Annotated in this window: 19 protein-coding genes; 1 reads left to right on the top strand and 18 read right to left on the bottom strand. The window is 34.9% G+C overall.

Annotated elements, in window-relative coordinates; translation table 11 throughout:
- Window positions 1-274 precede the first annotated feature (274 nt).
- The 4 genes from F8153_RS02580 to F8153_RS02595 are packed head-to-tail and all read right to left on the bottom strand — an operon-like array spanning window position 275 to window position 4,659.
- Window positions 275-2,068 (bottom strand): NADH-dependent [FeFe] hydrogenase, group A6, encoded by a 1,794-nt coding sequence (locus F8153_RS02580; protein ID WP_151864796.1) that lies wholly within the window; start codon window positions 2,066-2,068, stop codon window positions 275-277.
- Window positions 2,069-2,085: 17 nt separating this feature from the next.
- Entirely contained in the window at window positions 2,086-3,732 is a 1,647-nt protein-coding gene (locus F8153_RS02585; protein WP_151864797.1) for a NuoF family protein, read from the bottom strand.
- A gap of 12 nt (window positions 3,733-3,744) precedes the next feature.
- Entirely contained in the window at window positions 3,745-4,134 is a 390-nt protein-coding gene (locus tag F8153_RS02590) for a (2Fe-2S) ferredoxin domain-containing protein (RefSeq protein ID WP_151864798.1), read from the bottom strand.
- A gap of 12 nt (window positions 4,135-4,146) precedes the next feature.
- Entirely contained in the window at window positions 4,147-4,659 is a 513-nt protein-coding gene (locus F8153_RS02595; RefSeq protein ID WP_151864799.1) for an NADH-quinone oxidoreductase subunit NuoE family protein, read from the bottom strand.
- Window positions 4,660-5,083: 424 nt separating this feature from the next.
- Between F8153_RS02595 and F8153_RS02600 the strand changes: the two genes are divergently transcribed.
- Complete coding sequence (locus F8153_RS02600; RefSeq protein WP_151864800.1) at window positions 5,084-6,127, top strand: oxidoreductase; 1,044 nt, start codon at window positions 5,084-5,086, stop codon at window positions 6,125-6,127.
- A gap of 346 nt (window positions 6,128-6,473) precedes the next feature.
- Here F8153_RS02600 and F8153_RS02605 read toward each other — a convergent pair whose 3' ends face one another.
- The 14 genes from F8153_RS02605 to yycI form a co-directional block, all read right to left on the bottom strand.
- On the bottom strand, window positions 6,474-7,256 hold the full coding sequence (locus F8153_RS02605) for an epoxyqueuosine reductase (RefSeq protein WP_151864801.1): 783 nt from the start codon (window positions 7,254-7,256) through the stop codon (window positions 6,474-6,476).
- 537 nt (window positions 7,257-7,793) lie between these two features.
- On the bottom strand, window positions 7,794-8,243 hold the full coding sequence (locus tag F8153_RS02610) for an SRPBCC family protein (RefSeq protein ID WP_151864802.1): 450 nt from the start codon (window positions 8,241-8,243) through the stop codon (window positions 7,794-7,796).
- A gap of 320 nt (window positions 8,244-8,563) precedes the next feature.
- Window positions 8,564-9,103 (bottom strand): TetR/AcrR family transcriptional regulator, encoded by a 540-nt coding sequence (locus F8153_RS02615; RefSeq protein ID WP_151864803.1) that lies wholly within the window; start codon window positions 9,101-9,103, stop codon window positions 8,564-8,566.
- A gap of 61 nt (window positions 9,104-9,164) precedes the next feature.
- Complete coding sequence (locus tag F8153_RS02620; RefSeq protein ID WP_151864804.1) at window positions 9,165-9,614, bottom strand: pyridoxamine 5'-phosphate oxidase family protein; 450 nt, start codon at window positions 9,612-9,614, stop codon at window positions 9,165-9,167.
- 407 nt (window positions 9,615-10,021) lie between these two features.
- On the bottom strand, window positions 10,022-10,663 hold the full coding sequence (locus F8153_RS02625) for a TetR/AcrR family transcriptional regulator (RefSeq protein WP_151864805.1): 642 nt from the start codon (window positions 10,661-10,663) through the stop codon (window positions 10,022-10,024).
- The gene (locus F8153_RS02630) at window positions 10,653-11,723 is read right to left on the bottom strand and encodes a 4Fe-4S double cluster binding domain-containing protein (protein ID WP_151864806.1); all 1,071 of its coding nucleotides are present in this window, start codon (window positions 11,721-11,723) and stop codon (window positions 10,653-10,655) included. The genes F8153_RS02625 and F8153_RS02630 overlap by 11 nt, the downstream gene beginning before the upstream one ends.
- Window positions 11,724-12,200: 477 nt before the next feature.
- Entirely contained in the window at window positions 12,201-12,674 is a 474-nt protein-coding gene (locus tag F8153_RS02635) for a DUF4489 domain-containing protein (RefSeq protein WP_151864807.1), read from the bottom strand.
- Between the two features lie 15 nt (window positions 12,675-12,689).
- Window positions 12,690-13,673 (bottom strand): DUF4489 domain-containing protein, encoded by a 984-nt coding sequence (locus F8153_RS02640; RefSeq protein WP_151864808.1) that lies wholly within the window; start codon window positions 13,671-13,673, stop codon window positions 12,690-12,692.
- Window positions 13,674-14,110: 437 nt separating this feature from the next.
- Window positions 14,111-14,590, bottom strand: coding sequence for a 23S rRNA (pseudouridine(1915)-N(3))-methyltransferase RlmH (gene rlmH / locus F8153_RS02645; protein ID WP_151864809.1), 480 nt, complete (start codon window positions 14,588-14,590; stop codon window positions 14,111-14,113).
- Between the two features lie 49 nt (window positions 14,591-14,639).
- A complete protein-coding gene (locus F8153_RS02650; RefSeq protein WP_151864810.1) occupies window positions 14,640-14,807 on the bottom strand; it encodes a CxxH/CxxC protein in 168 nt (55 codons plus the stop codon).
- Between the two features lie 173 nt (window positions 14,808-14,980).
- On the bottom strand, window positions 14,981-16,243 hold the full coding sequence (gene htrA / locus F8153_RS02655) for a serine protease HtrA (protein ID WP_151864811.1): 1,263 nt from the start codon (window positions 16,241-16,243) through the stop codon (window positions 14,981-14,983).
- Window positions 16,244-16,406: 163 nt separating this feature from the next.
- Window positions 16,407-17,204 carry an MBL fold metallo-hydrolase gene (locus F8153_RS02660; RefSeq protein WP_151864812.1) on the bottom strand — a complete coding sequence of 266 codons (798 nt, stop codon included), beginning with the start codon at window positions 17,202-17,204 and terminating at the stop codon, window positions 16,407-16,409.
- A gap of 162 nt (window positions 17,205-17,366) precedes the next feature.
- Entirely contained in the window at window positions 17,367-18,626 is a 1,260-nt protein-coding gene (locus F8153_RS02665; protein WP_151864813.1) for a UDP-N-acetylglucosamine 1-carboxyvinyltransferase, read from the bottom strand.
- 219 nt (window positions 18,627-18,845) lie between these two features.
- Window positions 18,846-19,718 carry a two-component system regulatory protein YycI gene (yycI, locus tag F8153_RS02670; protein WP_151864814.1) on the bottom strand — a complete coding sequence of 291 codons (873 nt, stop codon included), beginning with the start codon at window positions 19,716-19,718 and terminating at the stop codon, window positions 18,846-18,848.
- Window positions 19,719-19,725 lie beyond the last annotated feature (7 nt).

The following is a 19,725-nucleotide window of genomic DNA, read 5'->3' on the forward strand; positions in this document are numbered from 1 at the left end:
TAATTTTCTATGGTTAAAATGCTTTTGTTTTCCAGAGAACCCATGCGTTCTCTAGGACACTTCGTTTTCGGTCGTCTCACCGTCTCGACGCCGTTCGTAGCATGGTGTCACTTATTCGTGACACAACTCACCTCTCCTTACTTTAATAAGGGGGAACGCCCCCCTTAACACTTTTTCCTATGAAAAAATAAAAGGTGAGCCGAAGGAACCGCCCACCCATTAACTGTACAACTTCCGGGTTTCCAGTCGAATTGTCCTCTGACTCACATAATTTTTATATTCTTTCCCTCTCTTCATAATGGGTATGTAATAATCTATGGGCGGTTTCTCCAAAGGGTTTACCTAGGTAGTTTTTATAAAGTTCAATAATCTCTTTATTTTCATGGGATTTTCTTACTTTCTTTTCCCCATCTTCTTGATATAATCCCTGCTGACGCTTTTTAATAACTTCATCATTACCATGGTGAAAGGGCTGTCCTCCTCCACCAATGCACCCTCCTGGGCAAGCCATAATCTCTATAATATCATACTTTGATTTGCCTTCTCTTATCTCCTCTAAAAGCTTCCGAGCATTTCCAAGACCACTTGCTATTCCAATTCTGATTTTTCTATCTCCCATTTCTACCGTTGCATCCTTTAGGCCCGTTGCACCCCTCAGCTGCTGAAAAACTACATCTTCCCCCTTTAGCTCATCTCCTGTTATCCATTCATATGCGGTACGCACAGCCGCTTCAGCAACTCCCCCAGTTGTTCCGAAAATAACAGATGCTCCTGTTGTCTCACCAAGGGGATGATCAAATTCGCTATCAGGTAATTTAGTAAATTCGATTCCTGCTTCTTTAATCATTGCTCCTAGTTCACGGGTGGTTACCACGATATCCACATGATTATGCTCATCCTTAGTAAGTTCTGGTCTTGCGGCCTCAGCCTTCTTTGCTATACAAGGCATAATAGAAACTACTACTATATTGTCTGGGTCAATTTTATTTCTCTCAGCATAATAGGTCTTTGCTATTGCGCCAAACATAATATGGGGTGACTTGGATGTTGACGGTACGTCTAATAGCTCTGGAAATTGATGCTCTATAAATTTAATCCAGGCTGGACAACAGCTGGTTAACATAGGTAGAGTTTTATTATTCTCTAAGCGATAAATAAATTCAGATGCTTCCTCCATTATGGTTAGATCAGCAGCAAAATTGGTATCAAATACAGCATCAAATCCCATACGCTTTAATGCCGTAACCATCTTACCTGTTACCCTTGTTCCTGGCTCCATTCCAAATAACTCTCCTAAGGCTACACGGATGGCTGGTGCAGTTTGTACAATAACATACTTATCTGGGTCGTTTATAGCTTCCCATACCTTGTCTGTATGATACATTTCTGTAAGGGCAGCTGTAGGACATACCTGAACACATTGACCACAATAGGTACAGGATGACTCTACCATCGGAATATTAAAGGCTGGTCCTACAAAGGCATTAAAGCCACGACCTATTCCCGATAAAATGCCACAGGTTTGAACTACATTGCATCCAGTTTCACATCGCCTACAGTAAATACATTTATTGGAGTCCTTTACGATTGCATCACTGGACAGATCTTTAGGATAATCCATTCTTTCTCCTTCCCAGCGAATCTTTCTTACATTCAGCTCTTCAGCTAAGGACTGTAGTTCACACTCTAAATTTTTAGGGCACGTAAAGCACTCATTTGGATGATTTGATAAGAGGAGTTCAACCGCCATACGTCTAGCCGTTATTGAGCGAATTGTGTCGGTCCTCACCCTCATTTTATCGTAGGTCTTTGTTACACAGGCTGGTACAAGTCTATTTCTACTCTTATCCTTTGGATCCACCAATTCTACCATACAAACTCTACAGGAAGCGGTTTTATTGTATAATTGTAAATCGTGTAAATCTAAATGACACAAAGTTGGAATTTTCACCCCTGCTTCATGGGAAGCTTCTAAAACTGTGATTCCCTCTGGCACTGACATCTCTAGGTCGTTGATCCTTATATGAATCTCTTTTTTAACTTCACTCTTTTTAGTAATATCAGTCATACTCTCACCTCTCCTTGTTAAGCTTGTTTTTGGATTTTATTCTTGGCTGCATATTTTCCTTCTCCCTGGGGGTGATCTACATCCTTAATAAAGTCTAAATATTCATTCCAGAAGTGTTTCATAGTGCTTATTACAGGATTGGGAGCAGTTTGACATAAACCACATAAAGAGCTGTCCTTCACCATATAACACAATTGCTTTATAGCATCAAGATCAGCCATGGTTGCATTTCCACTGGTTATCTTCTTTAATAACTCATAAATTCTTATGGTTCCGATTCTGCCAGGTCCACATTTTCCACAGGCTTCATCCATGGTAAACTCTAAATAAAATTTGGCTATATTAACCATGTTATCGTCCTCGTCCATTACAATCATACCGCCAGAGCCCATCATGGAGCCTTTTGCAATTAAGCTATCATAATCTATGGGGGTATCCAAGTCCTTTTCCGTAATTACCCCGCCGGAAGGCCCTCCAGTCTGTACTGCCTTAAATTTTTTGCCATTGGGAATTCCCCCACCAATATCAAAAATGATCTCCCTTAGAGTGATTCCCATGGGTACCTCCACCAAGCCTACATTATTTACCTTACCTGCTAAGGCGAAAACCTTGGTACCACTGCTTTTTTCTGTCCCTATTGAAGAAAACCATTTTCCTCCCCTATTGATGATAGCTGGAATGTTTGCCAGGGTTTCTACATTATTAACGCAGGTGGGGTGTCCCCAGTATCCCTCTTCAGCAGGAAATGGCGGCTTAAAATTTGGCTCTCCCCGTTGACCTTCACAGGAATTTAGCAATGCAGTTTCTTCACCACATACAAAGGCTCCTGCGCCTAGCTTAATATCTATATCAAAGCTAAAATCTGTTCCAAATATATTCTCCCCCAATAAGCCTAGCTCTCTAGCTTGCTTTAGGGCAATATTAAGTCGTGCTATTGCAAGGGGATACTCTGCTCTAATATATATTAAGCCCTTATCTGCTCCTATTGCATAGCCTCCAATGGCCATTGCTTCAAGAACACTATGGGGATCTCCCTCTAATATACTCCTATCCATGAATGCTCCAGGGTCACCTTCATCTGCATTACATACCATAAATTTGACCTCGCTGTCCTGCTCCTTGGTTATTCCCCACTTTAACCCAGTTGGAAATCCACCACCTCCACGACCGCGAAGTCCTGACTCTTTTACTTCGTTGATTACTTCATTCCTAGTCATAGAGATCAGGACTTTTCCCAGTGCTTCATATCCCCCTAGGGCTATGTACTCATAAATATCCTCTGGATTAATAAGGCCACAATTTTTTAAGGCTATTCTTAATTGTTTCTTATAAAAGGACATCTCTTCATGCTTATCAACAACTTTATCCTTCTCCGATTCTTTAAACAATAATCTTTCAACTTTTCGTCCCTTAACGATTTGCTCATCAACAATATCCTTGGCATCCTTTGGGCCTACTCTTACATAAAATATATTGTCAGGTTCTATTTTTACGATGGGACCTTGTTCACAAAATCCAAAGCATCCTGTTTTGACAATCTTAACTTCATCACTATATCCCCGAGCCCTTACGATTAATTCTAAATTCTTAGCTACTTTTTCACTTTCACTTGCCAAGCAGCCTGTCCCTGCACAGACCAGTATATTGGTTCGTTCTTTAGCCATATATGGTACCTCCTATCCTCTGGTATGTCTAATATCTATCTTTAGGTTTTGAATCACAACCCCTTTATGGATATGACTTTCTACGATATCCTTTACCTTATCTTCCGTTATATTTCCATAGAGCACAGGCTCTTGTCCTGGAATATTGATTTGTACAGTTGGCTCTGAATGGCAGTAGCCTATACAGCCTACAGGAATTACTCGAACATTATCTATTTTCTTCTTTGCTAATTCATCAACAAATCTATTTAGTATTCCTCTTGCTCCTGCAGATATCCCGCAGGTTCCCATTCCAACAAGAATCTCTATTGATTCCCCCCTTGCCTCTCCATGTCTCAGGTTAACTCCCCCCATGGATTCCTCTCTGATTTTTTTCAGTTCCTCTAAAGATTTGATCTTCATCTCAATACCTCCCTAGCTCCTATACTTTTCAATAATGTCGTCTAGCTCATTTTCTTTAACCCTACCAAAAACCTTATCATCCACCATAACCACTGGTGCCAGCCCACAGGCACCAATACACCGAACATCCTTTAAGGTGAAGAGTCCATCCTCTGTTATTTCATTTGACTCTACATTAAGCTTTTCTTTAAGCCCTTCAATAATTTTATCTGCTCCCCTCACAAAGCATGCAGTTCCCATACATACACTGATGGTATGTTTTCCCCTGGGCTTCGTTGTAAAGTATGAATAAAAGCTGACTACTCCAAACACTTCTGCTCCTGGTATTCCCAGCTTCCTAGCTACAAATAGCTGAACATCCCTAGGTAAGTACCCGAAAATACTTTGAGCCTTATGAAGTATCGCTATTAAGGCTCCTTTGGTGGTTTCCATTTCATCAATAAACCCCTCTAGCTCATCAAACTTTTCCTTTGGCAGGTCTTCATTTACTGGTGCCGTTACACTTATGGATTGTGGTTTAGTCATATTTCTACCATCCCTTCGATATTAAACTTATGAAATTATTTAATCTTAAATCAAGACTTATAGAATTTTATTATTTACACAATAATGATTTACAATTCAAGTAAATGGCAAATAAAAAAGATAATCTTACTGATAACACTCATTCTTTACCTCTTTTCCTTTAATTTTAAATCTTTTATATTTACACTTCTCTTTCTGGAAAATCTTTTGGCAACTGCTTAAATCTCATATATAATAAATAATAAAGTTGTTGTTATATGATTTCTTTTTAACTTCCAATCAATGGTTTTATGTTTTTCTGCATTGACAAAGAACATGAGGGTTGCTGGAAGTGGGAGAGTATCTGATAAAGATAGTATTTTTTGTATATTTAGTACTTAAAGCCTTTAAAATTGACTAAATAAGATTAAATTGGAGTGATAACATGGAGGGTGTAATTAATAAGAGCATTAAAGTAAACAAGTATCATGTTAAGAACAGAATTGTAATGCCGCCTTTAGTATGCTTTAATTGGGGGGATGATGAAGGTTTTGAAATAGTTAGTCGTGCTAAGCATTATGGTGATCGAGCTAAGGGTGGAACTGGTTTAATAATTGTTGAAGCAACCGCTATTTCTAAGGACTGTAGAATAACCGACACTGGCCTAGGTTTATGGAAGGATCAGCATATTCGCCAGTTTGAAAGAATTGCAGATAGTTGCCATCCTGAGGACTCTGTAGTAATCCTTCAATTAGTACATGCTGGAATGAAGTCTGTTGGGAAAAATGTATACTCCTCATCCAATGTTGAGGTTAAGGATAAGGAATGTCTAGAAATGTCCTTAGCCCAAATTAAAAAGGTAAAAGAAGACTTTGTATCTGCCGCTATTAGGGCCAAGAAGGCGGGATTAGATGGAGTCGAAATCCACGGAGCCCACGGTTATCTTCTTAGTCAGTTCACTTCTAAGGTAATCAACAAAAGAAATGATATCTATGGGGGCTCCTTAGATAATAGACTTAGATTGCCTATTGAAATAGTTAAAGAGGTTAGGGCCGCAGCTGGCGATGACTTCATTATATGCTATAGATTTGGAGTTAATGACCCTACCTTAGAAGAAGACAGATACTTTGCCAAAGAGCTTGAAAAGTTAGGTGTTGATATCTTAAATGTATCCTCTGGTATAGGAGCAGAGAATATTACTGTTCCTGAAGATTACCCATTTTCACCTATTACCTATATGGGAACTGAAATATACAAAGAAGTTGATATTCCAGTGATTTGTGTATATGGGATAAAGGAACCTAAACAGGCTGAATATTTACTCGAAAATGAAATGATTGATATGGTGGCAGTTGGTAAGGGCTTACTTGCTGATCCTAATTGGACAAATAAGGCGATTAATGGTGAGGATGTAAATGTTTGTTTCCATTGCTCTCCTTGGTGTAAGTATGGTAAGGATGGTAAGACTTGTCCTTGGTATGGTAAGTGATTAATAAACCTGTACTATATGTTCTTACAGAAACTAATGAGATAGTAGCCTTCATGAATGTATAGAGCCCCTCTTATTTCTCAGAGGGGCATAAGGATAGTATGTGGTTTCTACTTTCATAAAATCAGTCATCTAAAGATTCCAATTCATTAAAACTTGGTGTATATCCCAGCAATTTCAAGAAACTTTGTGCTTACTTGTGGTAGGGTTCACCGTATCGTTGTAACTGCGTTTTTTATCATCCATGTATATCATTGGTAAAAGGAAGATTATGTAATGAAATCAATCGTGTCAATATATCTGTTACTTGTCATGTTTTAGGTTTCATTTACCTTTGTCGGTATATCTATTCTAATAGCTTGCTTACAGGATTTGTTAAAGAGCACGGCACATTACACATGCATTTACCACATGCATCTCCAATACCTATAGAGTACTGTGGTATATTGTCATCATAAATTTGATTATTACATCTTTTTTTATCAACAAAAGGATATCCAGTGTCAATCGAAATTGCATTGGCTACACAATAATCAATACACTTTCCACATGTCCCATTATACTTATATAGGCAATTTTCCTGTTCTTTTTTTATAATAGGCATTAATGCCATATTGGTAACAATACTTCCCATTCTCCCGCAGCACCCTTTTTCAGTTATCAGCATATTATTTATGCCAAATGTACCAATCCCAGCTATATATCCAACATGACGATGTGACCAATCACTGATTAGTCCTTTCTCATCATAATTATAAGTAGGAGGCAAGACAGTAGATGTATATCCTTTTTCTGTTAGTATTTCATGTAAATATTTGTTTATATCTACAATAAGATTATTTGTCTCAATATTGGCAATGTCCCATTCCCTTGAACTCTCAATATCTCCAATATTGCTTTTTACAATTTTTTCTTGAAAAGGCAGAAAAAATACAATAACGGATTTAGCATCATTAATGAAATCAGAAGGTAGCGCATGAGAAGGACTTATGATGTCTTTAAGCTCCAAAAACATAGGATCACCAGCATCAGCGATTCCAACAATTGGTTCACGCCAATCGGTCTCCGTTCCTTTCATTTCCTTGTAATTTTTTACATAGTCTTTAATTAAGGATATCACTTCTTTCATTATTATCATTCCCCTTAACATAATATTCTATGGTCATTAAAAGCGCTTACTGCTTTCAGTAAATTACATGATTTGAATGTGATTTGTGAATAGCCTTTTATTCTTCTTATTGAAGCATAGTACTAACAATCCATAGAATCTTTTGCAAATCATCATTCTAATACATGTTTATAATATATCCATGATTATTTTATGCTCATGAATATTATATGATATCTGCAGGTTAATAGATAGTAATTTCAGAAAAATATCCGTTAATAGGTATATCCGGGCAAGTGTGAATGGAATATCACTACTTCTATTGCTTGGTAATATTGATATTTGAGCTAATCACTATGAAAATAAATATATAAATTCTTTTACATCCTAGTATTTTCAATGTTTCCCAAAAAACCGCCGTTACTTATGGTACGGTTCACCGTATCGCTGTAACTGCGGTTTTTTCTATTTCTTCAACCTTACATAACAAGTTAGGATATCTTTTACTTTAGACACTAATTTATTTACAGATTCCGTTATTAGAGTTTAATAGTTATATTAGGTTTCTGATAGTTTTTTAATCTTTTCAACATGAGTCTTTACTACAGAAGAATTGTTCCCCATCATTCTCATCACTATCTTTGCAAAAAACTTCATTGGTCTATTTGTTGTAGTATATACTAAATGAGTTTTGTCTTCATCAACTTTTTTTAGCACATATTTCACAGTTATATCAAACCAATTACCTAGCTCAAATCCAATCTCAAACATTTTGTTATTATCGTCTTCTAGATAATCCTTTACTTCAACTACATACTCCATAACTTTCTTACCTTCTTTGTATTCTTGAAGGTATCTAGAGCCTATACGTTTTTCAGTTTCTTCTATTACCTTACTTGATATAATTTTAGGATCCAACTTCTTTAAGTTTTCTTCACTTCCATCAATTACTTTCCATACTGTCTCAATGGGCGCATTTATTTCTATTTCCTCTGTCCACGTTTTCATAAAGATCCCTCCTAGACACTGCCATTTTATTTTGATTTTACCCTTTAAATACATATAAAAACATATTTCAATAAGACTAATTCATTATATTTCTACTTTGCTTTATATCTTCTTTCTTATTGAAAAAAGTAACATCCGCATATATAACATAAATTTATCATAGTGCTTTACACCCTCCGGAATCTAAGATCCTAAAAACAGGTGTTGAAAAGTTGCTTGTTGTAATCCAAACCTTGATTCTGAATGTGTTCTTGTTCATAACTCAAATAGAAAAGAGATGATTTATTAAAAAACATCCCTTACTAAAATACATTGCATTCTTATATAACTAAAATACTATAAAAAGTGTACTTATTAAATATTTCGAAATGAACATCATTCTTGTCCAACTTTGATAGAAGCATTGTACCTTCAAATGCAGCTATTAATGCCTTAGCTTTTTCATGTGAATTTGCTATCTTTTTTTCCTCTAATACTTCTATTATCCATCTTTCTAAAATATTGTACCATTCTAAAAGTTTTAATCTAAATCTTTCATTCTCGTCTGATAATTCCAATATCAGGTTTCCTACAGGACAACCACGTTTCAAGCTAAGTTCAATTAAACGATTGAAGAATATATTAAAGAATTGATTTAGTCCTTCTATTGATTTTTCTACTCGATTTAGACAGTTGGTTGTATCAGCTATATAAAAATCTATGATAGACAAGCCTAGTTCTTCCTTACTTTTAAAGTAATGATAAAAAGATCCTTTAGGCACGTTCACTTCGTCAAGTATAGCCTTAATCCCAACATTATTATAACCTTTTTCATGTATAAGTCTTGCAGCAGTAAACAATAAAGTTTCTCTTTTACTCATCACGTCACCTTCACTTCCTATCGTGATAATTATAGAGAAATAATGCTTTATTGTCAAACCTTTAGTAGTTAAATATATCTACGTGACCAAATCCTAAGCTGTTATCAGTAACTTTAACTTCTTTAAGATCTATTCTAAACAAACTCATCATTGAAGGATCACCTGGTAAGTCTTTTAAAAATGGATATTTAGTCATAAGTAGTCCCATAGCCTTTTGCATTTCTTCAGGTGAATCTAACTCTGTTGTAACGCCTGTACCTCTTATGTATTGAATCTGAGCAAGTTCTTCAATAGAATTAGCTGTCTTATCTACAACTATATATACCTTGTTATTCATAGCAAGCTCTTTAACTTTGTTGGTTTCTTTAAATGTAGTAAAGTAAATTTTTGATTCATCCTCTTCATCATTTGCAAAATCTATTGATCTTACATTTGGAAACCCATTTTCATCTAATGTAGCTAATCTTAATAATTCATGTGATTCTAGAATTTTTTTGATTTTATTTCTCATAATAATCCTCCATTCATAATAATTAATAGACCAGTCGTCTAGTTAATGATACAATTTTTATCTCAACTTGTCAATATTAAATTTTAGAAAATTTATTAAAGTTTTAGTAGCAACATGATAATAGTACTCAGTAATATCTATAAAAACCCAATATAGCTCTATAGCCAAGTTTTTTGATTCTTCCATATATTAAGTAATTAACTTACATCTTCTTCGAACATCCTTCGACTAAGTAAAATTGATTCTTGTGAGCATTTTCACTTGGACTAATATAAGGCTTTGTTTTATCGATATGCTTATTAATGTCAGGCATTGCTTTTTTTATATTCAATGTATTCCCCTCTTTATATGTACTTCTCATTAATCTCAATCAGATAAATACTATGCTATTGTTAAATCAAAAAAGTCTATTTGTCCTTGGTCATTTCGTTTTTCTTAACAAGATTATTAACACCTAATTGAATTATTTCAATTTTCAATTTAAAGGTATTTATTGAAACATCAATTTTGTTTTCATCTTCAATCGCTACTATTAGACAATCATTTAGAGTAGCAAATAATAGATCAATAATACTTTTTCTAAGATCCTTTTTATCTATTATTGATGATATATTATTCCAACACGCCTCAAGCATTGGGTGCTCGAGAATTACATTTGTCATTACATTGTAAAATATCGATGTTGCTTTCGCACTTTTTATTATTTGTTTTAGTAATAATAGTCTAGCTGATTCTTCCTTGTTCTTTAGCTTATTGATTTCATCCATAAATAAAGCTTCCATAAGTTCATAGATATTCAATTGCAGTTCACTTGTTATATGCTCTAACTCCCCATGACTTTGATTCCTTGTTTCAGATATCAAATAAACTAATGCTTCTTCTTTATCAGTAAAATACTGATAAAAACTACCTCTTGGTATATCAGCTGAATTAACAATATTTTTCACTGATACTTCTTCCAGGGGTACACGTGTGTACTCTTGAAAAACAGCTCTATATACTCGTTTTTGCTTCTCTTCATTCAAATTAAAATATGTTTCAGTTGGCATTATTATCTACCTTTCTAATTTCTGTATATTTAGTTTTCATTTTATCATATATTTTAGGATTTCGTGAAAAAGGACAAACACTGATACATACGGCACAGCCCATAGTTGCAGAGAATGATACAAAACATTTCTCTCGATCATAGCTTTCATATCTATCCTTTGTATTTTCTGAATGGCTGGTTTGCACAAATTTAGATTTTTCATAGATTGCTTTAGCTACACACGATCTAGCACAATTACCACACTTATTGCAAAACTCACCAATCCATTCATGTTCAGTTGTATTTGTAAACTCGAATATTTTTTCATCAATGAAAATTGGAGATATGCGGCAACGTGGTCCAAATTCTTTTGTTATAACCATTCCATGACGACCTATTAACCCTAAGCCTGCTTTTTCTGCAAGGGGTACAAAATCCACTAAGCCTCCTAATGGATGGTTAGCCATTCCTATAATGTTATACTTCGTTTTTAACCATTTTACAATATCATTTGTTGCAATTCCTAAAGAATTGTAAACATTAACAACTTCTATGCCAGCATCTAATTCCGGTGCTTTTTCAATGGGCTCTTTTTTCATTTCTTGAGCAAAAACTAGGGCATATTGAAAGGGGATTGCTTTACCTTCAAAAATATACTCTTCTGGAACTTTGGTAAATCCAACAATTACCTTATATTTATCCCATGAGTATTGAATCAAATCATTCCAAATATCCTTATTGGGGAATGATTTAACCACCTTTTCAGATGTATGGGGAATTTCTTTCCCATTTTCTAATGAATATAAATAATCATCCATATCCTTAAAATTCTTTTTAATGTTGCATTGCATACTTGGCATTCTTTTTGCCATGTGAGTGGCTAAACGAATACTGCCTTCTATTCCATGATTAGTAAACATTTTTTTTGCTCTATTCTTTACTGCCCCAGGTTTTTTCTTGTAGTCACTGGTTTCAAAATATTCAAATCCTTCCATAACTGATATGTTACTGGCCCTAAATATTTTTTCTGGAAACTTCTTCAGTCTTGTTAAAAACTTTTTTTCTTCTTTGCTTTTCATAATATATCCTCCATCTAATGACACGTGTCATGTTTATGATAGTATTATATAATGACATGTGTCATTTTGTCAATTTAAAATTTGATTGCATAAATGCAGCCTACCACCAGTCTCATCAATCTGCCTATGATTTTTTAATCTCAAGAATCATAAATTCCCCTAGAAGTAAGCCTAAGAGCATAACAGATTTCTTCTCGTCTCAAAAATATTGCTCTTGAAACATTCAAAATTAAAGTATTTTCATCTCAATCATCTTTTACTTATTTTTCTATTAAGTATTCTTGTTTACTCTGTAAACCGCCACACAAAACTCTTAACAAATACGTAATATTCTCTGTTCAGCGTAATTGTATGACTCCCTAAAAAAACCCCTCAAACCGTAGTTTAAGGGAACATATCACACACTTCAATATCTATACTATTGTTAGAATTATTCCATAATATAACATCAGAACAATCCGTGCAATAGATATATTGTTATCTTCCAGAACTCACTATTGCAGACATTTCTTGATTACTTATATTAAAGCTCGTATTTTGAGTAACTGTTTCTGCTATTTGCAATATATATGTGAATGAGTTATTACAGCTATCACCTAAATAATCACAAAAATTAATTACTAATGGTTCAATAGTATTAAACTCCTGAACTGTAGTAGATATAACTTCAGATGCCCTATAATTCCAGCATTCTAATACTTTTATATCACCTGTATAGTTAGACCTGCGAATTAATCTATACACTATACTAATCATAGGACTGAAACCGCCAAAATCAAACTCTAAATTTTGAGAGTAGTTGATAAGAACATAGGGGTTTTTTATATTTCTTGTATTCACCTGTACTAAAGCTAAATTTATAGGCAAATTATTTTTTATCAACTCACTTGAAAAACTATTTTTACATATATTACCACAATATAGTAATGGTTCACCAGAACAAATTCTCATTACTGCCCCTCCTTCCTAACATAATCCTTGCTGGTGTTTTCCTGAATAGACTTTAGCAGTCATACTTTTCTGACTGATGTTATAGAATGATTTTTCAGACAACTCAGCCTCGACTAATGCGAAGGTGTAAGTACAATGTCTATCAAATTTAGAATTTAAACATTCACAGTAGTCATATACAAGGGGTTCCTTAATATTGGTATCGTTTACAAATACCCTTCTAAAAGGCCATTCCCTAAGAACTTGGGTAGTGAAATCACTACAGCTTTTTACTAATCTAAAAGTTAAGTTGTTAAAGTGATCCTCTTTTAAAATTGAGGTAACAAAACTAGAAAAATTGATTAGAATACATAGATCATTATTTCTTTCTGTATTAATTATTAATTGAGTGAGTATAACAGGTGGATCTTCTTTACTTAATTTAATAGGTAATACAGGATCAAATACTTTTCCACATTTTACATAGGGTATAAAACCTAGATTACGATCTAGAAAATAAGAGTTGTGCCTTTTTCCCTCTTCCTTTAATCCATTTATAACTATCGCTGTAAAGCTTTTATTCGTTAAACCATAGCTTGTAACATTATTTGTTTCAATTTGAACAATTTCTAGCCTATAGGTTATTCTGCCACTAGTATATCTATCCAAGCAATCACAATAATCAAGAACAGTTGGTTGATTTGTATCTACATTAGCAATTTCTAGCATCTCAGAAGATTCAAATTCAAACTCCCACTCTTTAAGAATTTGTGGATAACTTAAATATCTATCTTCTCTAACTAACCGGTAAATAATATTAAATTTTGGATTCAATCCTAATAATGTAAAATTAATAAATTCAGAGAATTTGACTAATATACATGGCATTGGTATGTCCTTTGTGTTCACATTGACTTCTGCTAGTACAATTGGCGGTTCACTTTCATCTAATCTATAAGGTAAATCAATTTGGTATATCTTACCACACTTTACATGTGGTGAATAATTTACTCTTCTCATTTTTACATCTCCCACATTACAATTTCTAATTATTACAGTTACGGTAGTATCCAGTATTTATTACATAGTATGTAGCCCTAGTACTTATTGTTAACTACTACATTTAATATTATCTATTATATAGTCGAGTAGATAACCAGATGTTCAAATACTGTGAAGATAAATTTTAAGACCATAATTCTTTTGAAAAGAGAACTTATAATTCAAATTATATTTATCCAAATAACCACAAATATATGGATTATTATATAAACTTTAGAACCACAAAAAAATCTTTAGGGATTCTCCCCAAGACTTTCTAAATAAATGTGTAAATTTAAAATGAGTCAAGTGTATTTCACTTCCAAGTTACCCTAGTTATTAACTTAATAAGGATAGGCTTGTTCTGCTTTGCTAGTGTGTATATATTGAAACTACTCACATCTGAAAAACCGCAGTTATTTATGGTAGGGTTCATTAGAATTAATCTTAAAAGCCCTATATATCTGCTCTAGTAGCACAACCTTCATTAGCTGATGGGGAAAAGTCATGGGTGAAAAGGATAGCTTAAAGTCTGCTCTGTTTAGCACCTCTTGTGATAGCCCCAAGGAACCACCAATGATAAAGATAAGATGGCTATTACCTTGTAGGCCTAACCCTTGGATTTTCTCTGCTAAATCTTCTGATGATAACATTTTCCCCTTAACTTCAAGGGCAATAACATAGCTTCCATCCTTTATATTTTTAATGATTCCTTCCCCTTCTTTAGCCTTTACCTGGAGGATCTCTGCTTGGCTATAACTTTCAGGGGCCTTTTCATCTTGCACTTCTATCAACTTTAACTTGCAATATATAGATAATCTCTTGCTATATTCCAATATTGCATCTTTAAAATACTTTTCTTTTATTTTACCTACAGAAATTATAGTGATGTTCAATATATTTCCTCCTTTATAAAGCCCATGAAAAAAGCCGAGATTTACCCGGCTATACCACAAGATATTTTGGGGGTTCATCACAGCAGTGACACTTTGCTGGGGCTGTCCACTCAGTAAAGCTGGTTTTTTCCAACTCATAGATATCAGGCGGCTGTTCATATACCTCTATAAATTCCTCTATAGCATCCTCAAGATGCTTATTACATACAACAAACATTGTTTTCACTCCATATTTTCCGACATTTATACTTATCTTATTATTCGATATTTTATACCTTAATAAACTAGCATAAAATCTGTAATTATTTATATTTATTACCTAGTTTATTATATAGCATTTATTGATCTTTTACAAATTTATAAAAAAATATCAGGCATATGCCTGATATTTTAATCGAAGGTTATTTCAATTTCAACTTCCTCATTACCTCTATTGACGGTAAGCACAACTTCATCACCTGGTCTGTATCTATAAAGCTCCCTTAATAGGCTACCTACAGTTTTTACCTCTGCCTCGCCTATTTTAAGAATAACATCCCCTGCAAGAAGCCCAAACCTCTCGGCTGGTGAGTCTTCAAATACTCTAACTACGTAGATTCCAGAATCAATACTTAGATCAACCCCTGTAGCATTTTCGAAGTCCTCTACGTTAATTGGAGTTATCCCGAGGTATACCCTAGTAAATTCACCTGTTTCAATAATCTGCTCAACTATTGGCTTGGCAGTATTTATTGGGATTGCAAAGCCTAATCCTTCACCAGTTCTGACCTTTATGGTATTGATACCTATAACCTGACCCCGTGCGTTTAATAGAGGTCCCCCACTATTGCCTGGATTTATAGAGGCATCTGTCTGTATAAGGTTCTCTATTGTATCTGTTTCCATTTGTATAATTCTGTTTAGTCCACTTATAACTCCTTGGGTAAGGGTTCTTTCAAAGTTCAGGCCCATGGGATTCCCAATAGCAACTGCTATTTCTCCAACCTCCAGGCTATCACTATCCCCCAGCTCTGCAACAGGGAGTTTATTTTCTGCCTCTACCTTAATAACGGCTAAATCCAAACTAATCTCATTCCATATAACCTTAGCTGGTAGCTGCTGGCCATCATGTAAGATTACCATAATTTCTTCAACATCACCGTCTCCTACAACGTGGGAATTGGTTAAAATGTATCCTCTATCATCAACAATAACACCGGTTCCTAAGCTGGGTGCCTTACGAACTCCAAAAACCGTTTGCTGTAGAGTAGTACTGGTTATCCCCACAACCGATGGCATTGCTTTTTTAGCTACTGCTGTATAAACTGTTAAGTCCTCAGTGGGCTCTATGGTAATTTGCTGTTGATTTCCAGCAAGGGAAATTCCCCTCATATTAAGAACCTCAGGCAGATAATAATAGCCTGCACCCATAGTAATCCCACTACCAAGCAGGGCTCCTATTAAAATAAGTAGTAGCATACTAAACTTAGACCTTCTGGGAGGTTTATTACTCTTCTTTACAATGGTAGAATCTACAACAACCTGAGGCGTTTTTTCTTCAGTTGAATCCTCTTCTAAAGGATTCTCGTCAGTAAATGAATCATCTACCTTATCTTCTTCTGTCTCATGAGGATTTTCCTGGTCCTCAAATTCATATTTTTTTTCATTATCCATGTCATCATCAGCCTCCTAAAGAAATTAGATATTGTTATAAAATCATTCTTTTATGGTTGACTTTATTACGTCTTCAACGTTCTTATAATATAAGTTACCCTTTTAAATAGAGTATAACCTACATTTGTGACAGTATGGTGACAATATGACGACATCTAAAAATCTACTTAAACTGATATAAATTGCTAATTCGATCACGGGATGCCAAATCAAGGATTATATCCCTTCCTACATCTACTTGGTTAGCCTTTAAAATCCCCTCCACTGTGGCAATGGCCAACTCTGGAAAATTATTTTCCTTACTAAGGTGGGCCAGCATAACCTTATGAACATTGTTTTTAACTAAATCCACTATTGCCCATCCAGCTGCATCATTGGAAAGATGCCCGTGGTCAGATAATATTCTGCGTTTTAGATAATAGGGGTAGCTACCTGCCTTCAGCATTTCCTCATCATGATTAGATTCAAGTACTACAAGGTTTGAGTCCTTAATCCTATCTATGATATTTCCATCAATATAGCCTAAATCTGTTGTAATACTGATTTTAATCTTATTGCAGTGAAAACTGAATCCAACCGACTCGTTGGCATCATGGGAAGTAGCATAGGGCATAATTGTAATGTCACCAATACTAAAGGATTTATTGGTATTAAATAATTTTATATTATTTTCCTTTAATTCACCAAGCTTACATTCCATCCCCTTCCATGTACCTTCGTTAGCATATATGGGGATATTAAACCTTCTCGATAGGATCCCAGCGCTATGTATATGATCGCTATGCTCATGGCTAATTAATATTCCTGTAAGCTGTGCTGGAGATACTCCAATCTCCTCTAGCTTCCCTTGAATTTTCTTGCCACTTAAACCAGCATCTATAAGAAGAGCTTCCTTATCGTTGCTAACAAAATGGCAGTTTCCACTACTACCACTGGCTAAAGAACAGAACCTTATTGTCATTAATAGTCCTCCAATAATTTATTCATCTGTACAAAAGCTATTTCATGAACGGTCTAAAAACCCAGTCCTTCCCGTATTTATACGTTAAGTCACTGGGCTCTATATGCCTTTAGAATAATAACTTATGTTTATTTTCTTTTCCTTAATTTACAGAAACAGCTCTTATTCCTCTATTCGTCGAATCTTTGCCCCTAAGCTTATGAGCTTTTCATGAAGGTTGTCGTATCCCCTATCAATGAAGTGAACATTTTCGATTTCTGTTATACCATCAGCAATTAAGCCAGCCACCACCAAAGCGGCTCCAGCTCTTAAATCACTGGCACTAACCTTTGCTCCCGTTAATTTTTCAACACCATAAACAACAGCTGCTCTGCCTTCTACCTTTATGTTGGCACCCATTCTCTTTAACTCATCTACATATTTAAACCTTCCATCATAAATAGTCTCTGTAACCATACTGTTACCACTGGCAGTGGTTAGTAGGCTTGTCATAGGTTGCTGTAGATCTGTTGGAAAACCAGGATAAACAAGGGTTTTAACACTAACACTACGTAGGGGATTATTTGCTACGATCCTTAAGGATTCGCCATTTTCGATTACTTCAACTCCCATCTCCTTAAGTTTAGCAGTAATGGCCTCTAAATGCTTGGGAATAACATTATTAATTAGTACATCCCCTTTAGTGGCTGCTGCAGCAATCATATAGGTTCCAGCTTCTATTTGATCCGGAATTACCATATGGTTGCAGCCCCTCATTTTATCTACGCCCTTTATTTTTATAACATCGGTTCCTGCACCTCTAATGTCTGCTCCCATGCAATTTAAAAAGTTAGCCACATCCACAACATGGGGCTCTTTAGCTGCATTTTCTATAACGGTATTTCCTTCGGCCATTGTTGCTGCCATCATGATATTTATAGTAGCCCCAACACTTACTACATCTAGATATATTTCTGCCCCCATCAATTTTTCAGCTTCTACAGATACTAAGCCGTGTTCAATAGATACCTTGGCTCCCATTGCCTCAAAGCCCTTTATGTGCTGATCTATTGGCCTACTACCTATAGAACATCCCCCGGGGTATATGCCTGTGGCCTTTTTAAATCGGCCTAGCCCAGCCCCCAAAAGGTAGTAAGATGCCCTAATATCCTTTGCAATCTCATATTCTGTATAGCTACATTCCTTAATATTACTAGTATCAATTTCTAGGGTCTTGGGTCCCCTTTGAATTACAGTAGCCCCTATTCCTGTTAAAATTTCCGATAACACCGTTACATCACTTATCTCTGGTAAATTCTCTATAATACATTTATCTCCAGCAAGTACAGTAGCTGGTATAATGGCAACTGCCGCATTTTTAAAACCACTGATATCTATAGTCCCCTTTAATTTAGAGCCACCCTCAATTATTAGTTTATTCATAGATTATTGACCACCCTCTATTAATTTAGCATTATCTTTAGTATTAAACTGATTTACATAAAAAGTTTCACATGAGTACATTATAGCATTTTATCAAGAAATTGTAATCCTTTTTTAACATACCTTAAAATGCCAACTATTGTAACCACAACAAAAAAGCAGAAAAGTTTTATTATACCTTTCTACTTTTGTTTACAAAATCCTCTAATTTTTTAAAATTTAGTTCTTTATTGCCTCTACATAATACTCTTTCCCGTTATCTAAGGTTATTTTCCAAGCTGGAAATGCATCTGCAAACTCAATGCTTTTTAAATCTGTTTCCTGCACATCATAAGGATCGAAATAATAGCCTAATTCTATATTTATTATAGCAACCCTACTGCTATTTTCTCGAGAGATATCACTCATTTTCCTCAATAGAGCATCGGTTGCAGTTATGGTTAGTTTTTTATGACTATAGGTTCTTTGATAATTTAACAGCATCGCTTCTAGAGCAACTACTCCTTTATTATTAACATAGACATAAATGTAACTCTCTCCTAAAAATCGACCTTTATAGGTCTGGTTATATACTAGCTTATAGGTTGGTATACTATCCTTACTATAGTCATTCTCTAAGTGTATTTGTGATAATTGAAGGTTATCCCTAATTAACTCATGCTCAGTAAGGAAATTGGTCACATACTCCTCTATATTGCTCTCATCAAAGGAATAGATTTCCTTTCTATCACTATAGTCATTAAATTTAAGTCTTTTACCATCCTCAATTATCAACTCCTTATCTCCAGATTTGTAGTGATCCGTTCCTACTAAACTATTAGGTACTCCTAGTAGACTTGCCGCCATTTCATCGGGATCAAAACTTTCATATTTCACTTCTATTACTGGCAAGGATAAAATTTCAGTGGGTACCTCTGTTTTTACAGTAATACCGTTTTCATTAAGATAGTTCGCCACATAGGTAATATATTCCGGAGTAATTAATTGCAAATCTCCCTTTGTTAGCATACCTCTGCTGATGAAAAAAATCAAAAACAAATTTGTGATTACAAAGGCCGCTATAATGATATTTTTTGCTTTTGACCAATCCATCTTATTC

It is taken from the genome of Alkaliphilus serpentinus (genome assembly GCF_009017255.1).
In the GTDB taxonomy this organism is placed as follows: domain Bacteria; phylum Bacillota; class Clostridia; order Peptostreptococcales; family Natronincolaceae; genus Alkaliphilus_D; species Alkaliphilus_D serpentinus.